Below are 16,012 nucleotides of genomic sequence, written 5' to 3' on the forward strand. Positions count from 1 at the left end.
TTTCATTTCGCATTTTTAATCAGGTAGTATAAGCAAAACTTATCATAAGACGTTAGTGCAATAAGTAAATTTTATTAATTGAGAATGGTTATCAATCGCAAGTATTAGTTTTCATTTTTTATAGATAAAAAAATACTACCAGCCCTATATAGAGCCGGTAGTATCTTCACTCATTTCTAAAAGAATTAATTATTGAATTATTCTTCTCTTTCACGGTTTCTTCTTGATTCACGTTTTTCTAAAATATCAGATTCATAATCTTCTTGTTGATATTTAACGTACTCTTCTAATCTGTGTTTATTAGGCATTAATGTTAAGCCTAAGAATTTACGTTCTTTGTTGGCATCTTTGTAAAAGCTTATCATCATCAGTATGACGACAAAGGAGAATGGGAACGCACTAATAATGGCGGCACTCTGAATCGCGTTGAGTGCTTTTGTTCCATCTCCGCCACCAGCTAATAATAGAACGAATGCAATAAGTGCTTGAGCAATTCCCCAAGTTACTTTAACTGCACTGTTTGGATTTAATGAACCAAATGTTGTCTGCATACCTAAAACGAATGTTGCAGAGTCAGCTGATGTGATAAAGAATGAAGCAATTAAAATAAGTGCTATGAATGATAACACTATACCTAACGGAACGTGGTGGAATACACCAAATAATTGTGTTTCTGGAGTCATATCAAATAATTTTGGATGTTTTTTACCTGTTTCAATACCAAGAACACCGAATACACTAAACCAGATGAAACTTACAATTGCTGGTACTAATAGTACACCTGAAATAAATTCTCTGATTGAGCGTCCTTTTGAAACTCTGGCAATAAATACACCAACGAATGGGCTCCAACTTAACCACCAGCCCCAATAGTATAATGTCCATGTTGACATCCATTCACGTTTTTGACCATTTAATGCTGCAGTGTCAAAGCTATTGAATAAGAATGTATTTAACAAGCTACCTGTTGAACTTGTCATCATATTAAGGATTAATACAGTTGGTCCAATGATTAATGTAATAATCATTAATATGGCACCTAAACCAATATTTAAATTACTTAAATACTGAATACCTTTACTTAAACCTGACCAAGCACTAGCGATAAATAATATCGTTACAACAACGATAATAATTGCTTGAACCCAAGTTGTATTTGGAATTCCGAATAAGTAACTTAAACCACCATTAATTTGTAATGCACCCATACCTAGTGATACAGCTACACCTACTAAAGTAGCAAATACAGATAAAACATCAATAAATGTTCCAATAGGTCCTTCTACTTTATCTCCTAAAAGTGGTCTTAGCGTTCTTGAAAGTAAACCAGGTTCACCTTTACGGAATTGAGAATATGCAAGTGCTAATGCTACTACACCATATACTGCCCATGCGTGGAATCCCCAATGGAAGAATGTAGAACGTAACGCTTCTGTATATGCTTCAGTAGTCTTTGGATCAGCATCAGGTGGTGAAGCAAAGTGTGACATAGGTTCAGCTGCACCATAGAAAACTAAACCAATACCCATTCCTGCACTGAATAACATTGCAAACCAAGAAATTGTATTAAATTCTGGTTTATCATTTGGTTTACCTAACTTAAGTTTCCCTATAGGGCTAAAGATTAGGAAAATACAGAAGAAAACAATAACTGTAGTTAATATTAGGTAATACCAACCTAGTTTATCAGTAATCCACATTTTGACTTCATTAGTAACCGTGTCAAATTGAGATGGGAAAATGGCACCAATTAACACAACAATTGCTGCGACAATGGCACTGTAGATAAACACCGGAGAAATCTTCTTACCATTTTTTTCTTCAGAAGAAGAATTCATAATTAATTACTCCCTTCTTATTATTAAATTTTCAAACTAGTAAAATTAAATTATTATTTTTTTATCTTAAAACAATTAACTTTACTAAAACACTACTATAGGATAACAAAGCTCCATATTAGAATCAAATTTGATTAAAATTACTATTTTCTAAATTAATTATATGATGTATAATGACGATTATATTGTTATGAAAGGATTTTTTTATATGCTTAAAGAGTTTAAAGAGTTTGCATTAAAAGGCAATGTATTAGATTTAGCTGTAGCTGTAGTTATGGGCGCTGCATTTAATAAAATAATCACTGCATTAGTCCAATACATTATTATGCCATTAATTGGTAAAATATTTGGTTCTGTCAATTTCGCAGAGGACTGGGCTTTCTGGGGAATTAAATATGGTTTATTCATACAATCAATAATTGATTTTATAATCATAGCTTTTGCATTATTTATCTTTGTGAAAATCGCAAATACATTAATGAGAAAAGAAGAACCAGAAGAAGAATTAGAAGCAAACACTGTTCTTTTAACAGAAATCAGAGATTTATTACGAGAAAAAAATTAATAATTATTAATTAAAACGATTTATCAACCTAATTTATAGAAGTTGATAAAACGTTTTTTTATAATTTTATGATTATTAATTCCATTTAAATTGTGTTGTGCTTTGGTATTGATTAGATGTCACTTCTAAAATGAGTGGTATTCGTTGTTTCAATTCACTTACATGAGATATGATTCCTACCATTCTACCTGTAGATTTCAAATTAACTAATGTATCTAGTGCTGTTTCAAGTGTTTCTTGATCTAAAGTACCGAATCCTTCATCAATAAACATAGATTGTAATGAAATTCCTCCAGATTCTTGTTGTACAATCTCACTTAAACCTAATGCTAAAGCTAATGACGCTTGGAACGTTTCCCCTCCTGATAACGAACTTATATGTCTAGATTTATTTGAGTAAAAATCAAATACGTCAATTTCAAGACCACTAAACCCTTGTGATAAAGCTGCTCTTCTTTGTAACTGATATCTTTGACCGCTCATAGTTGCAAGACGAATATTAGCTTGAGCGATGATTTTTTCTAAATAATATACAAGAACGTAATTTTCTAAGGTTAACTTTTGACTATTTTTACCTGACAAAATTTCAGACAGATTAAAGATATCTTGTTGTTCTTTTAACTCTTTATTCAAGTAATTTATATTAGATTCAACTTCATTTCCTTTTTGTTCATTTAATTTGATTTGATACTCTAGCGTTGCTATCTCATTATTTAATTGATTCAATTGTTCTTTTGTCTTTGATAGATTTTCTTGTATTTTATCGATATCTTCCAAATTTCTATCTGAAACTAGCTTCGTTAGCCTATTTATTTCTACTTCATACATATGCAATTGTTTATTAAAATCATTAATTTCTTTCTCGATTGATTCCTTTTCATTAACGATTTCTATAATGCTTTGGATTTGTTCTATTGAAGATAAACTTAATCTATTCATTTCATTTTCAATTTCTTTTTGAGTTCGTTTAAGTTCATCTTGGCTTTCATTTAATGAAGTGGTATGATGCTTAACATTGTTTTCTTCAATACTTAGTTTTTGAGAAGTATCACTCATGGCATGTTTATACTTCTCGGTTAGTTGTTCATATTCAGTAACATTATTTTTTAATTGTTCATAGTACAATTTAAACTCTTTAATGTTAGTAAATTGAGATGTCGTTTCAAAATCATTAATTCTAATTTCACATTGTTCAATTTTTGCATTTGTATCTTTTATTTCATTTTCTATTTCATATATTTCTTGTTTTTTTTGTTCAATTTTTTTATTTGTTGATAAGATACGGTCATTTTCTTTTTGATGTCTTACTTTTTCTTCCTGTTTTTCTCTAAGTTGAGTATTAAGTTTATCTATATTGAGAATTGATTTTTCATCTACATTAATATTTTTTAATTGTTCAGTAAGGTGATTAATTGAATTTTCAAATTTAGCTTTGTTTATTTTATGCTCATTTAATTCTTCTTGTAACGACTTTAATAACCTTTGCTTTTCATTAATGCTTTCGAAGTCAATATGTTGATCTAAAGAAGTGATTTCATTACCACAAACTGGGCAAGTATCTCCTATTGAAACAACTTGCTGTAATTGTTCTACTAACGTTTCTTTATTGTTTAAATTAATTTCATTTTGATTGATATCAGCTATCGCATTGGTTAATTTTTCAATTTCATTGTCCGTTTTCTCATTAGAATCTTTTATTTCATTAATTCTGGAATTTAGATTTTCTTTGGTTTTTACTTCTTCCAATTGCTTTTCAGTTGTTTGAATATTTTTTTCTATTTTGAAAATATCTTGAGATAATTGTTCAACTACATCGTAGTCAACGTCTTTCGAATCAATAGAATCTTTTAATTGATAGAATTCTTTTTCAACTTGCTCTTTCTTTTCTTTTAATTTTTCCAATTTAGATGAAAGTTTTTCCTTATCTTTATAACTTGAATCATATTTAGATAAATTAACATAGAAAGTATGTGTTTTTTCTAAATATGCTTTTTCTTTGTTTATTGATGCTTCACTTTCAGTTAATTTTTTTAATTGGTATTGATAGTCCTCTTGTTCTTGATTTAACTGTTTAATTGATTGTTTAGATGTTTCAACAGAATTTTCTATTTGTTTTAATTTTTTGTTTGTTTCATTTTTTCTATCAAGCAATTGTGATAAAGGTTTAATTTCGTTGATTTTATTTAGCTTTTCCTTTTGTTTATTGATGCTTTCTTCTTGTTCTTTTAATTGATTAAATTGATTTTTGTTTTTCTCTAATTCTTTTAAATTTGATTCCAGCTCTTTATTTTCATTCAAATTATGTTCAATCTTTGAAATCTTGTTCTCTAAAATATTTTTATCTTCATATTTACTTTGAGCCAATTTTTTACCGAATTCATTGAATTTTGGCAATGCATCTATTAATTTTTCAGTTTGCTGAACATTAATCGTTTTTAATTCTTCAAGGCTTTCACTGTCAAAGGTGTTGATATCATTCCATAATCTTTCAATATTCTTATATCTATCTTCAATTTGTTTTTTTTCATTTTTAACATCTTCACTCAAAGCTTTTTCAATTTGTTCAAATCTTTCACTATTAAAAAGAGTTCTTAATATACCTTGCTTTTCTTTACTATTAGATAATAAGAATTTTTTAAATTCACCTTGTGGTAATATAAATAATTGTCTAAATTGTTCAGCGTTAACGCCAATTAAATCAATAATAAATTGATTTCCAGCACTCACCATACTTTCACGTAAATCAAATTCATTATCATTGTATTCAAAAACATTTAGCTTTGCTGGTGTTTTAGTTGTATTTCCTTCTTTAATATAAGGTCCAGTTCGAACTATTTTAAAGATTTTGTTATTTAGTTCAAATTCAAAAGTAACTTGCATGGCTGAATTACCATCAGCAAAATGACTTCTTAAATCACTTTCTTTTCTATTTTTAGTTGAAGCTTCCCCATATAACGCATATACTATGGCATCAAATATCATTGTTTTACCAGAACCGGTCTTACCACTTATCAAAAATAATTGATTTTGATCTATTTTATGAAAATCTATTGTTTCATTTAAGAAAGGTCCAAAATTAGTTAAAGTTAACTTAGCAGGTTTCAATTTAATTAATCTTCCTTTCTCATCAAATTATTAATAATCTGATTAATTTTCTTTTCTTGAATATCACTCAGTTGTTCATTGGTTATGTTTTCATAAAATTTATTTATAATCGAAATATCACTTTCCTGTTTTATTTCAATTTGGTCGATTGCATCATAATATTCAAATGTCTCATTAGTTAATGCCAGTGTATTGGGATAAATTTGTTTCAAATTGATAATTGGATCTGATATATGAGACATATTTTTCAATCTAAAATGTATGTAATTATTTTTATTAGTAATATCTACCTTTTCTTGAATAACATCTTCGTAATCTCCAACTACTATTTCTAACTTTCTCATTGGTTCTATTGGAACGAAATAATCATTTATATTTTCTTTATTATTAAATTTAACAACACGATAACCTTTAGGTTGTCCAACTTCAGAAAATGAATATTGCAAAAGTGAACCACTGTATTTAATTCTATCTTCATTAATACTAAATGGATGATGTAGGTGACCTAATAGTACAAAATCAAATATATCAAACGATCTTTTTTCCACTGTCTCTACAGTTCCAATAGTTAATGGTCTTTCAGAATCTGATGTTTTGCCACCTTGGACAGTTAAATGACCAATTAAAACATTAATGCTACTCTTATCTAGCGTTTTTGACATATACATTATACATTTATCAAGTGCTTGTTGATGTGTTTGAATTGTTTCATCTTTAAAAAAGTGTTGCACTTCTGTTACTGTCGCAAATGGTAATGTATAAAAATTAACTCCTTTAATATTTATAGGCTCAATCATACTTTCTAATTTTGTTCTAATATATAAGTTACTATGTTCAAACCAATTTGCCCCGTAATTCAAACGTTCTTTTCCATCATGGTTTCCACTTATCATAACTACTGGTATTTTCATTTCAATATTAAGTTGTGAAATTGTTTCTTCAAATAGTTTTATCGTTTCTTTACCTGGATAAGTAGTATCATATAAATCTCCTGCAATAACGATGACATCAGGTTCTTCATCTTTCATTTTCTTTATAAACTGTTCTAATACATACCTTTGGTCCTCTAACAATTGCTTACCATTCAAAATTCGCCCTAAATGCCAATCTGCTGTATGAATTATTTTCATTTTTTACCTCCAAATAGAACGTTTGTTCGTAACTATTTTATAATTTTTTAATCTATATATCAAGTAAAAAACCACTCATCTCTAAAGATAAGTGGCTATAATATATTTAATGAACAATTGATTTTTTTACTTTTTTATACTGATAATACATTGCTAATCTCCATGGTACTATCATACAAAATGCTAATAAGAAAAACATACCCGCTATCTCACCTGGATCGATTTCGTTACTAATAAAGATTTTTAGAACAGTACGGATAACTAATAGAGAAATTAAGATAATCGGAAACGCTTTTGAACGTTTCATATAAATTTCACTACCTTTAACTTCAAATCTAGATGTCCAAATTAACACTGTTGAGAAAAGTACACCTAAAATAAGGGACTCTAAAATCTCGGTACCAGTCAATCTAAAATATGGTACTACATACATTAGAGCACCTGTTGCCATAAAAAATGGAGGCAATATAATTTTCTTTTCATTAACTGGGAATTTTTGTGCCTTCATTCGAATCACAATAACAATTGCACCCATAAAGAATGCAACTACTATAGAAAATACTAAATATGCCACGCTTACACCTTCTCATATATTCTAAACTTTAATACTCTTTTTAATCACGTGTTAGTATATCATTAAATCAAGTCATTTTCATAGTTTTTAAATTAATAAATTCTGGCTATTTTATAAATTAACTTATTTTCTTTTATTCCATAAAAAAGGGATTAAATCAACGTTAACATTGACTTAATCCCCACTTATATTTATCTTATTTCTTTTGACCTTTCATGCCTTGGTCCATATTTTTGTTCATCATAGTCATCATTTGATTGATTTTCTTTTGAGAAGGTTTTTGACCCATTTGCATCATCATCATACGTAGCATTTCTTCATTAATAGGTGGGTTTTTTTTCAAATAATCCATCATATATTTTCTTGCTAAGAAGAAACCACCAGCTAAACCTGCGATTAATGCTATTATAATTAAAATAATTGCTAACCAAATTGCCATTGTTTCACCCACTTTCTTTATCCTAATGAATTTTACTAGATTCAAATATTTATTTCAAGACAAATTTGTATATTAAAATAACGCACATCAAAAATAATAACAAATTTTCAATATATATTAAATGTACTTTTGAATATTAAAGTTAACATTTAAAAACTGCTAGTTTCGCATAAGCTTAACTAGCAGTTTATTTGAGTTTAAATTATTGATTAACTAAAATTCACGAATTTGGTTTAAAACATTTTCTTTAGTAAATCCATATTTTTCAACTACTAAATCGCCAGGAGCACTTGCACCGAAGCCATCGATACCAATAACTTTACCTTGTGTTCCAACGTATTTATGCCAACCAAGTGGTGAAGCCATTTCAATAGCAACACGTTTAGTAATATTTGAAGGAATAACAGACTCTTTATATTCTTCAGATTGTTGTTCGAAAGCGAACCAGTTTGGCATAGAAACAACTCTAACACCTTTACCTTGAGCATCTAAGTCTTTTGCAGCCTCTACTGCTAAGCTTACTTCAGAACCAGTTGCTAATAATAGATATTCAGGAGTTTCTTTAGATTCATATACAATATATGCACCTTTACGTACACCTTCTTCGACAGTTTCTTCAGAAACATCTAAAGTAGGTAAATTTTGACGTGTAAGTACTAATGATGTTGGCGTGCCTTCTGATTCTAAAGCAACTTCCCAAGCAACTCTAGTTTCATTACCATCAGCAGGACGAATCACATTCATATTTGGAATTGCACGTAATCCAGCTAATTGTTCAATTGGTTCGTGTGTTGGACCATCTTCACCAACTGCGATGGAATCATGTGTAAATACAAATGTTGAATTTAATCCCATAATTGCAGATAAACGTAAAGCTGGTTTTAGGTAGTCACTGAATACGAAGAATGTTGCACCATATGGATGTAAACCTCCATGTGCAGCCATACCATTAACAGCAGCGCCCATTCCAAATTCACGAACACCAAACCAAATGTTTTTACCGTCACGATTATTTTTATCATAATCTTTAGCTTCTTTAACATTTGATTTATTTGAACCAGCTAAGTCAGCTGAACCACCAAAGAATGAAGGTACATGTTTACTTAACGCTTGAATAACTTCACCAGAATCTGCACGTGAAGCTGCATTATGATCTGCATCAAATTTAGGTAAAGCTTCTCTGTAATCTTGAGGTAATTTACCACTTACAGCTAATTTAAATTCTTCCGCTAATTCAGGATAAGCTTTACTATACTCTTCAACTTTATTTTTCCAATTTTCTTCATTTTCATTAGCACGTTTTAACATTGTTGAATTGAAAATGTCGTAAACTTCTTGTGGTACATTAAATCTCTTTTCAGGGTCTAATCCATAAGCTTCTAAAGTTAATTTACGTTCTTCGTCGCCTAGAGGAGCACCATGAACGCCATTTGTACCTGATTTATTAGGCGCGCCATAACCAATTACAGTTTTAACTTCAATGATTGTTGGACCTTGCTGAGATTTAGCTTTATTAATTGCATTATCAATTTCTTCTAAATCATTACCATCTTTAACAAAAATGTAGTTCCAACCATATGATTCGAAACGAGATTTAGTATTTTCAGAGAATGCTTTATCTAAATCTCCATCTAATGAAATATCATTTGAATCATATAATACGATTAATTTATCTAATTGATTATGACCTGCAAATGATGCAGCCTCATGAGAAATACCTTCCATTAAATCCCCATCAGAAGCTAGAACATAAGTATAATGATCTACAACATTATAGTTATCTTTGTTAAATTTACCAGCTAAATGACTTTCAGCTAAAGCCATTCCGACTGACATTGCAAATCCTTGACCAAGAGGTCCTGTTGTCACTTCTACACCATCAGTGTGTCTGAATTCAGGGTGACCTGGAGTTTTAGAATCCCATTGTCTAAATTGTTTTAGTTCATCCATTTCTAAACTACCAGAAACGTGTAATAAACTATATAATAAAGCAGAACCATGACCTGCAGATAATACAAATCTGTCTCTATTGAAATAGTCTTTAGATTGTGGGTTGAAATTTAGGTGTCTTGTCCATAGTGTGTAAGCCATTGGTGCTGCTCCCATTGGTAAACCTGGGTGACCTGAATTGGCCTTTTCTATTGTATCGATACTTAATGCACGAATTGTATCGATTGCTAATTGATCTTCTTTATTGAACATTATATATTCTTCCCTTCTAATAATAATACTTAATGCCAATTATAACTTATTTTAATATAAATTCATAAAGAAAAATCTGAAAAATTTTTAATTTTCCATATTAATCTATATTTAAAATTCAGTAATTAGCATTCTATTTTTCTTTATTTTGTCGTTGAATTTGTTTTAATTTCTCAGGAGTAACATCATTTCCCTCAGGATCAATGACCTTAGTACTTTCAAGTTGTTGTTTGAACCCTTTTCTAAATGAATCAAGATACTGTTTTCTTAATTTAGATTGTTCTTTTGCTTCTTCATTGGTCAAACCTTTTTCTTTTTTCTTTTTAGCTAATTCATTAATTCTATCAATATTTAAATTATTAGACATTTTAGCTCCTACTTTCGTTTGTTAATCGTTTAAATTGATAATTTGTTAGAAAATAACCTACTACATATTATTTCAATAAGTAAAATGGATTTATTCTGTGTATATACCTTTTGTAAAATATAACAAAAAAAGGAGCGTAACCAAATCGTTACGCTCACATAAACTATTAAATGTGATATTAGTTAATTGATGCGAACACTGATCCTGAATTTTGTTCGCTATCATCTTGTTTATTTAAAGATTGATTAGTATTATGATTAACGTTTTGATGTATTTCATGGTCTGTCATTTCGTACGTTTGTTCTGAATGCTCATTTTGGTTAACGCTTAAGAAAAATACTAGAAAAATAAGACAAGATATTAAAAATACTGATATATAAGTTAAAAATGTTTTTGTTTGTTTTGTTAACATTGCATCTCACTCCTAGAACGTTTGTTTGTATTATTAATTTAACAGAACAGATGTTCCATGTCAACACTTTAACGAACAAACGTTTGTTTTTTGTTTATGTAGATGCTATAATATAATCAAATAAAATTAGGGAGTGCCTATATATGAGAGAGTTAACGAAAAGACAAAGTGAAATATATGATTACATTAAACATATTGTTCAATCAAAAGGGTATCCACCGAGTGTTCGAGAAATCGGAGAGGCTGTAGGATTAGCTTCGAGTTCGACTGTTCATGGTCATTTATCAAGATTAGAAGAAAAAGGTTACATTAGACGAGACCCTACTAAACCAAGAGCAATTGAAATTGTTAGCGAACAATTAGGCGACAATATTAATATGGAAGAAACGATTCACGTTCCTGTTATAGGTAAAGTAACGGCCGGAATTCCAATTACAGCAGTCGAAAATATTGAAGAGTATTTCCCACTACCCGAACATTTAACATCTACACATAACAGTGATATTTTCATATTAAATGTTGTAGGTGATAGTATGATTGAAGCAGGTATTCTAGATGGAGATAAAGTAATTGTTCGTAGTCAAACAATTGCTGAAAATGGAGATATTATTGTTGCTATGACAGAAGATGATGAGGCTACAGTTAAACGATTCTACAAAGAAAAAAATCGTTATAGATTGCAACCTGAAAATAGCACAATGGATCCAATTTATTTAGACAATGTCATAGTAGTTGGTAAAGTTATCGGTTTATATAGAGAAATGTAATCATATTTTATGCTCATAACCCCCTATAAATAATAAAAGGATTAGGCGATTGCCTAATCCTTTTTATTTTGATTCTTTTTTAAAACTTCTTTTACTTTATCTAAGATATCAGGTTGTTGTTTTGATTTAGTTGACATTCTATCTACTTCCTTACAACTAATTATTACCCAAAGATGATTAACTCTAAACGATTAACCAGTATAATTTTCTGTCCAATACGGTTGTCGACGATCATTAAAATCAACACCTACGCCTAAAGTAGAAAAGCTATCATTTAAAATATTTTTTCGATGACCTAATGAATTCATTAATCCTTCATGTGCAAATATACTACTTTGTTGTCCATACGCTAAATTTTCACCAGCAGAACTAAAATCATGATGATCATCTTTCAAACGATCAAAAGGTGATTTTCCTTTTAAATCTGTATGATCAAAGTAGTTATTGTCCGCCATATCTTGACTATGCTTTCTAGCAGTATTAGAAACTGAAGCTGAATATTTTAAAGTTGGTAATTGATGTTGTTTACGTTCAGCATTTACGATGTCAAAATTTTGTAATTCAAAACTCTTTTCTAATGATTTGGAAGGTGCACCATATTGTTCTTGTAATCTATTTTCCATAGCTTCACTCACTTGATATAAAGCTGTTACGCCATTTTTTTCATGTTTATCGTAAAATACTGTTGTGTAAATGTGATTTTTATGGAAAATATCGTACTCGTCATTTTTAACTTCAAAACGTTTGTTACCTTTACTTATTTCTTCTATAGGTTTACCTAAACGATCTCGAACTGCCTTTTTAGGTGTAGCATATTTAATTTTAGACTGTGAAGATATTAAATTTTGATTCGTATACATGCCATTGACACGATTTTTAATATAACTAATCATTATGAATTGATTATAATCATTATCATAATACGTATACCAATGTGTACCGTATTCATTGGAAGTTATGCGTTTTTCTTTACCTAATTTATCCTCAACGTCTTTTTTTGTCATATTCATTTGAATATTATTAATCGCAAATTCTTGTTTGTCAGGAACATCTAAGCTTAAGTCTTCTTCATTTGAATTACCATATGCCCATTGATCAACTTGCTCTCTAACTTCTTGTTGTAAATGCTCTGTAAATTTGAACTCATTTAATGGTAAGAAAATAACGAGACACAAGAAGAATATAAAAAATACTAGAAATCTTTTAATTTTAGCCACCTACCGTATGATATTAATCTCTATCCCCATTAAAAATTGAATTTCTAACAATGACATAATCCACTGTTCGAAGAGATTTCAAATCTTTGCCACCTGCATAAGAAATAGAACTTTGTAAATCTTGTTGCATCTCTTTTAAAGTGTCTTTTAATGAACCTTTATGTTCAACAAACATTTTTTTACCTTCAACATTTTTATGTTCACCTTTTTGGAATTCTGACGCACTACCAAAATATTCTTTATATCGCTTACCTTCTAATTCAACAGTTTCTCCAGGAGATTCTTCATGTGCTGCAAATAGTGATCCTATCATTACCATAGAAGCACCAAATCGAATAGACTTAGCGATATCACCGTGTGTACGTAATCCGCCATCTGCTATGATAGGTTTTCTAGCTGCTTTACTACATAAATTAAGTGCAGATAATTGCCAACCACCTGTACCAAATCCAGTTTTTATTTTTGTAATACATACACGTCCCGGACCGATACCAACTTTTGTAGCATCAGCACCAGCATTTTCTAATTCTCTTACGCCTTCAGGTGTTCCTACGTTTCCTGCTATAACAAAAGAATTAGGTAGGTTCGTTTTGATGTGTTTAATCATATTAATTACCGAATCTGAATGACCATGAGCGATATCAATAGTAATATACTCGGGTGTTAAATTTTCATTTGATAATTGCTCAATAAAGTCAAATTCTGATTTCTTTACGCCAACTGATATGGATGCAAATAGATTATTTTGTTGCATTTTATTGATAAACGGAATTCTAGCTGCTTCATTAAAACGGTGCATGATATAAAAATAATCATTTTCAGCAAACCATTGAGCTAATTCTTCATTCATTACTGTTTGCATATTAGCTGGTACTACTGGAAGTTTAAAGGTACGAGGACCAAATTTTATCGATGTATCGCATTCTGATCTACTTTCAACAATACATTTGTTTGGTATTAGTTGTATGTCTTCATAATCAAATATTTTCATATTAATTAAATAGCCCCTTTTTAAAAACAATAATATTAGGATAAATAGCTAAAATCCGAATAATCATAGTTTTATCAGTTGTTTTATTCAGAAATTCATTATCCTTATTAACTGTACATTGTTTTATTGTTCTTGTAAATGGACTTTAGGACTAGTTTTACCAACTAGATTTTTTAACACCTGGTATTTGACCTTTATGTGCGTGTTCTCTAAAAGCAATTCGTGACATTTCAAATTTACGTAATACGCCTCTTGGTCTTCCTGTCACTTTACATCTGCGAGTTAAACGTGTTGGTGAAGAATCACGTGGTAATTTTTTTAATGCTTCATAATCACCTTTAGCTTTCAATTCTTTTCTTAATTCAAAATATTTATCTACTAGTTCTTGTCTTTTTTGTTCTTTTGCAATCTTAGATTTTTTAGCCATTTCCATTACCTCTCTTTTTATAAATCGTAATAATTACGTTTTATATATTAACACGATTATCTCAATTTGCAAATCTAAAAGTTCTATAACAAACATATTTCTGTTTAAAAATGACATTTACTCGTAAAAAAAGAGACCTTTTCCTAAAGAAAAAGGTCCCTTAAGCCATTTCAAATTGTCGTATTTGAAAGATAAGATTTATTTAGTTTCACGATGTAACGTATATTTATTTAATCTAGGGCAGTATTTTTTCATTTCAATACGCTCAGGATTATTTCTTTTATTTTTTGTAGTGATATAGTTATGATCGCCACACTCTGTGCATGCTAATGTGATATTTACGCGCACGTTAAACACCCTTTCTAATTAGGAATACTTACGATTTAAAATTTTATCATAAATTTGTTTTGTGCGCAATCTTCAATTTTATTTATTAAAATTTTCGTAAGTTTCGTCTTGTTCGCCTTCTAAATCAACTGTATTTATATCAATGCCTAATGCTTTCGCTACACCTTTACCATAATCAGGGTCAGCTTTATAACAATGACGGATATGACGACGTTTCACATCTTCAGTTACACCATCCATAGCGTTCGCTGTATTTGTAAAGATACGCTCTTTCGCTTCATCAGATTGTAATCTAAATAATTTACCAGGTTGTTCGAAGTAATTATCATCATCTTGTCTTTGATTATATTCATAACCATCACCGTCTACAGGGAAAGCAGGCTTTTTGAATTCTGGTTGAGAATCATATACGCCTTGATTATTTGGATAGTAGTGAGGTCCACCACCTTGGTTATCGTCTAAGATACGCATTTGACCGTCACGACTAAATGGACATAAGTTTTCAATGCCTACACCTTTAGGTTGGTTAACAGGAATTTGCCAATGGTTTACGCCTAATCTATAGCGTTGAGCATCTCCATAAGAGAATAAACGTCCTTGTAACATTTTATCTGGCGAGAAGTCTAAACCAGGTACAATGTTAGTTGGCGCAAATGCAGCTTGTTCTACATCTTGGAAATAGTTATTAGGATTACGGTTAAGTTCAAATTCTCCAACTTCGATTAAAGGATAATCGCCGTGGTACCAAACTTTAGTTAAATCGAATGGATTATCTTTATGATTTTTAGCTTGTTCTTCAGTCATCACTTGGATATACATTTTCCATTTAGGATAGTCTCCATTTTCAATGGCATTAAATAAATCACGTTGAGATGAATCACGATCTGTAGCAATTATGTTAGCCGCTTCATCATCAGATAAGTTTTCAATACCTTGTTGACTTCTGAAGTGATATTTAACCCATACACGTTCGCCTTTATCGTTATACATTGAATAAGTATGAGAACCGAAACCATGCATATGACGTAAATCTTTTGGAATACCTCTATCAGACATTAAAATTGTAACTTGATGTAATGATTCAGGTAATCCTGTCCAAAAGTCCCAGTTATTTTGTGCACTTCTCATATTTGTTCTAGGATCTCTTTTAACTGCTCTGTTTAAACTTACAAATAATTTAGGATCTCTAAAGAAGAATACAGGTGTATTGTTCCCTACTAGATCCCAGTTACCTTCTTCAGTGTAGAATTTTAAAGCAAATCCACGAATATCACGTTCAGCATCTGCTGCGCCTCTTTCTCCTGAAACTGTAGAAAATCTTGCGAACATTTCAGTTTGTTTACCTACTTCTGAGAAGATTTTAGCACTTGTGTATTTAGTAATATCATTCGTTACAGTAAAAGTACCAAATGCGCCTGATCCTTTTGCATGCATACGTCTTTCTGGAATAACTTCACGATCAAAGTGAGACATTTGTTCTAAAAAGTATATATCTTGCATCATTAATGGTCCACGTGGGCCAGCTGTCATGCTATTTTCTCTATCTGATACAGGTGCTCCAAATAAACCTGTTAATTTTCCATCTTGTTTGGACATGTGTATATCCCCTCCACATAAATTAGAATAATTA

General features: G+C 30.3%; 15 protein-coding genes. 2 read left to right on the forward strand and 13 right to left on the reverse strand.

Annotated elements, in window-relative coordinates:
- Positions 1-197 precede the first annotated feature (197 nt).
- The gene (locus tag NSQ15_RS07020; protein ID WP_340747051.1) at positions 198-1,838 is read right to left on the reverse strand and encodes a BCCT family transporter; all 1,641 of its coding nucleotides are present in this window, start codon (positions 1,836-1,838) and stop codon (positions 198-200) included.
- A 208-nt stretch (positions 1,839-2,046) separates the two neighbouring features.
- Between NSQ15_RS07020 and mscL the strand changes: the two genes are divergently transcribed.
- Entirely contained in the window at positions 2,047-2,403 is a 357-nt protein-coding gene (gene mscL, locus NSQ15_RS07025) for a large conductance mechanosensitive channel protein MscL (RefSeq protein ID WP_017638422.1), read from the forward strand.
- A 75-nt stretch (positions 2,404-2,478) separates the two neighbouring features.
- On the opposite strand, the gene sbcC is transcribed toward mscL, so the two are convergent.
- The 7 genes from sbcC to sosA all read right to left on the reverse strand — a co-directional run bounded on the left by sbcC (position 2,479) and on the right by sosA (position 10,632).
- Positions 2,479-5,508 (reverse strand): exonuclease subunit SbcC, encoded by a 3,030-nt coding sequence (gene sbcC / locus NSQ15_RS07030; protein ID WP_154872701.1) that lies wholly within the window; start codon positions 5,506-5,508, stop codon positions 2,479-2,481.
- Between the two features lie 5 nt (positions 5,509-5,513).
- Positions 5,514-6,638 carry an exonuclease subunit SbcD gene (gene sbcD, locus NSQ15_RS07035; RefSeq protein ID WP_046466639.1) on the reverse strand — a complete coding sequence of 375 codons (1,125 nt, stop codon included), beginning with the start codon at positions 6,636-6,638 and terminating at the stop codon, positions 5,514-5,516.
- 106 nt (positions 6,639-6,744) lie between these two features.
- On the reverse strand, positions 6,745-7,212 hold the full coding sequence (locus tag NSQ15_RS07040; RefSeq protein WP_029055398.1) for a CcdC family protein: 468 nt from the start codon (positions 7,210-7,212) through the stop codon (positions 6,745-6,747).
- Positions 7,213-7,408: 196 nt separating this feature from the next.
- Positions 7,409-7,651: a YneF family protein gene (locus tag NSQ15_RS07045; protein ID WP_029055399.1), complete on the reverse strand. Its 243-nt coding sequence runs from the start codon at positions 7,649-7,651 to the stop codon at positions 7,409-7,411.
- 213 nt (positions 7,652-7,864) lie between these two features.
- The gene (gene tkt / locus NSQ15_RS07050; RefSeq protein WP_108000576.1) at positions 7,865-9,853 is read right to left on the reverse strand and encodes a transketolase; all 1,989 of its coding nucleotides are present in this window, start codon (positions 9,851-9,853) and stop codon (positions 7,865-7,867) included.
- Positions 9,854-9,986: 133 nt separating this feature from the next.
- The gene (locus NSQ15_RS07055; RefSeq protein ID WP_029055401.1) at positions 9,987-10,220 is read right to left on the reverse strand and encodes a DUF896 domain-containing protein; all 234 of its coding nucleotides are present in this window, start codon (positions 10,218-10,220) and stop codon (positions 9,987-9,989) included.
- A gap of 178 nt (positions 10,221-10,398) precedes the next feature.
- Positions 10,399-10,632, reverse strand: coding sequence for a DNA damage-induced cell division inhibitor SosA (gene sosA, locus NSQ15_RS07060; RefSeq protein WP_017637359.1), 234 nt, complete (start codon positions 10,630-10,632; stop codon positions 10,399-10,401).
- Between the two features lie 143 nt (positions 10,633-10,775).
- On the opposite strand from sosA, the gene lexA reads away from it, so the two are divergent.
- Entirely contained in the window at positions 10,776-11,399 is a 624-nt protein-coding gene (gene lexA, locus NSQ15_RS07065; protein ID WP_017637358.1) for a transcriptional repressor LexA, read from the forward strand.
- Between the two features lie 191 nt (positions 11,400-11,590).
- On the opposite strand, the gene NSQ15_RS07070 is transcribed toward lexA, so the two are convergent.
- From NSQ15_RS07070 to NSQ15_RS07090, 5 genes are all read right to left on the reverse strand, one after another.
- Positions 11,591-12,616: a CAP domain-containing protein gene (locus NSQ15_RS07070; RefSeq protein ID WP_096807799.1), complete on the reverse strand. Its 1,026-nt coding sequence runs from the start codon at positions 12,614-12,616 to the stop codon at positions 11,591-11,593.
- Positions 12,617-12,629: 13 nt separating this feature from the next.
- Complete coding sequence (gene guaC / locus NSQ15_RS07075; RefSeq protein WP_017637356.1) at positions 12,630-13,607, reverse strand: GMP reductase; 978 nt, start codon at positions 13,605-13,607, stop codon at positions 12,630-12,632.
- A gap of 157 nt (positions 13,608-13,764) precedes the next feature.
- Positions 13,765-14,034, reverse strand: a complete 270-nt coding sequence (gene rpsN / locus NSQ15_RS07080; protein WP_017637355.1) for a 30S ribosomal protein S14 — start codon at positions 14,032-14,034, stop codon at positions 13,765-13,767.
- 198 nt (positions 14,035-14,232) lie between these two features.
- On the reverse strand, positions 14,233-14,382 hold the full coding sequence (gene rpmG / locus NSQ15_RS07085) for a 50S ribosomal protein L33 (protein WP_340747052.1): 150 nt from the start codon (positions 14,380-14,382) through the stop codon (positions 14,233-14,235).
- A gap of 78 nt (positions 14,383-14,460) precedes the next feature.
- Positions 14,461-15,978 carry a catalase gene (locus NSQ15_RS07090; protein ID WP_017637354.1) on the reverse strand — a complete coding sequence of 506 codons (1,518 nt, stop codon included), beginning with the start codon at positions 15,976-15,978 and terminating at the stop codon, positions 14,461-14,463.
- Positions 15,979-16,012 lie beyond the last annotated feature (34 nt).

Source organism: Staphylococcus sp. FSL W8-0774 (assembly GCF_038006785.1).
In the GTDB taxonomy this organism is placed as follows: domain Bacteria; phylum Bacillota; class Bacilli; order Staphylococcales; family Staphylococcaceae; genus Staphylococcus; species Staphylococcus pasteuri.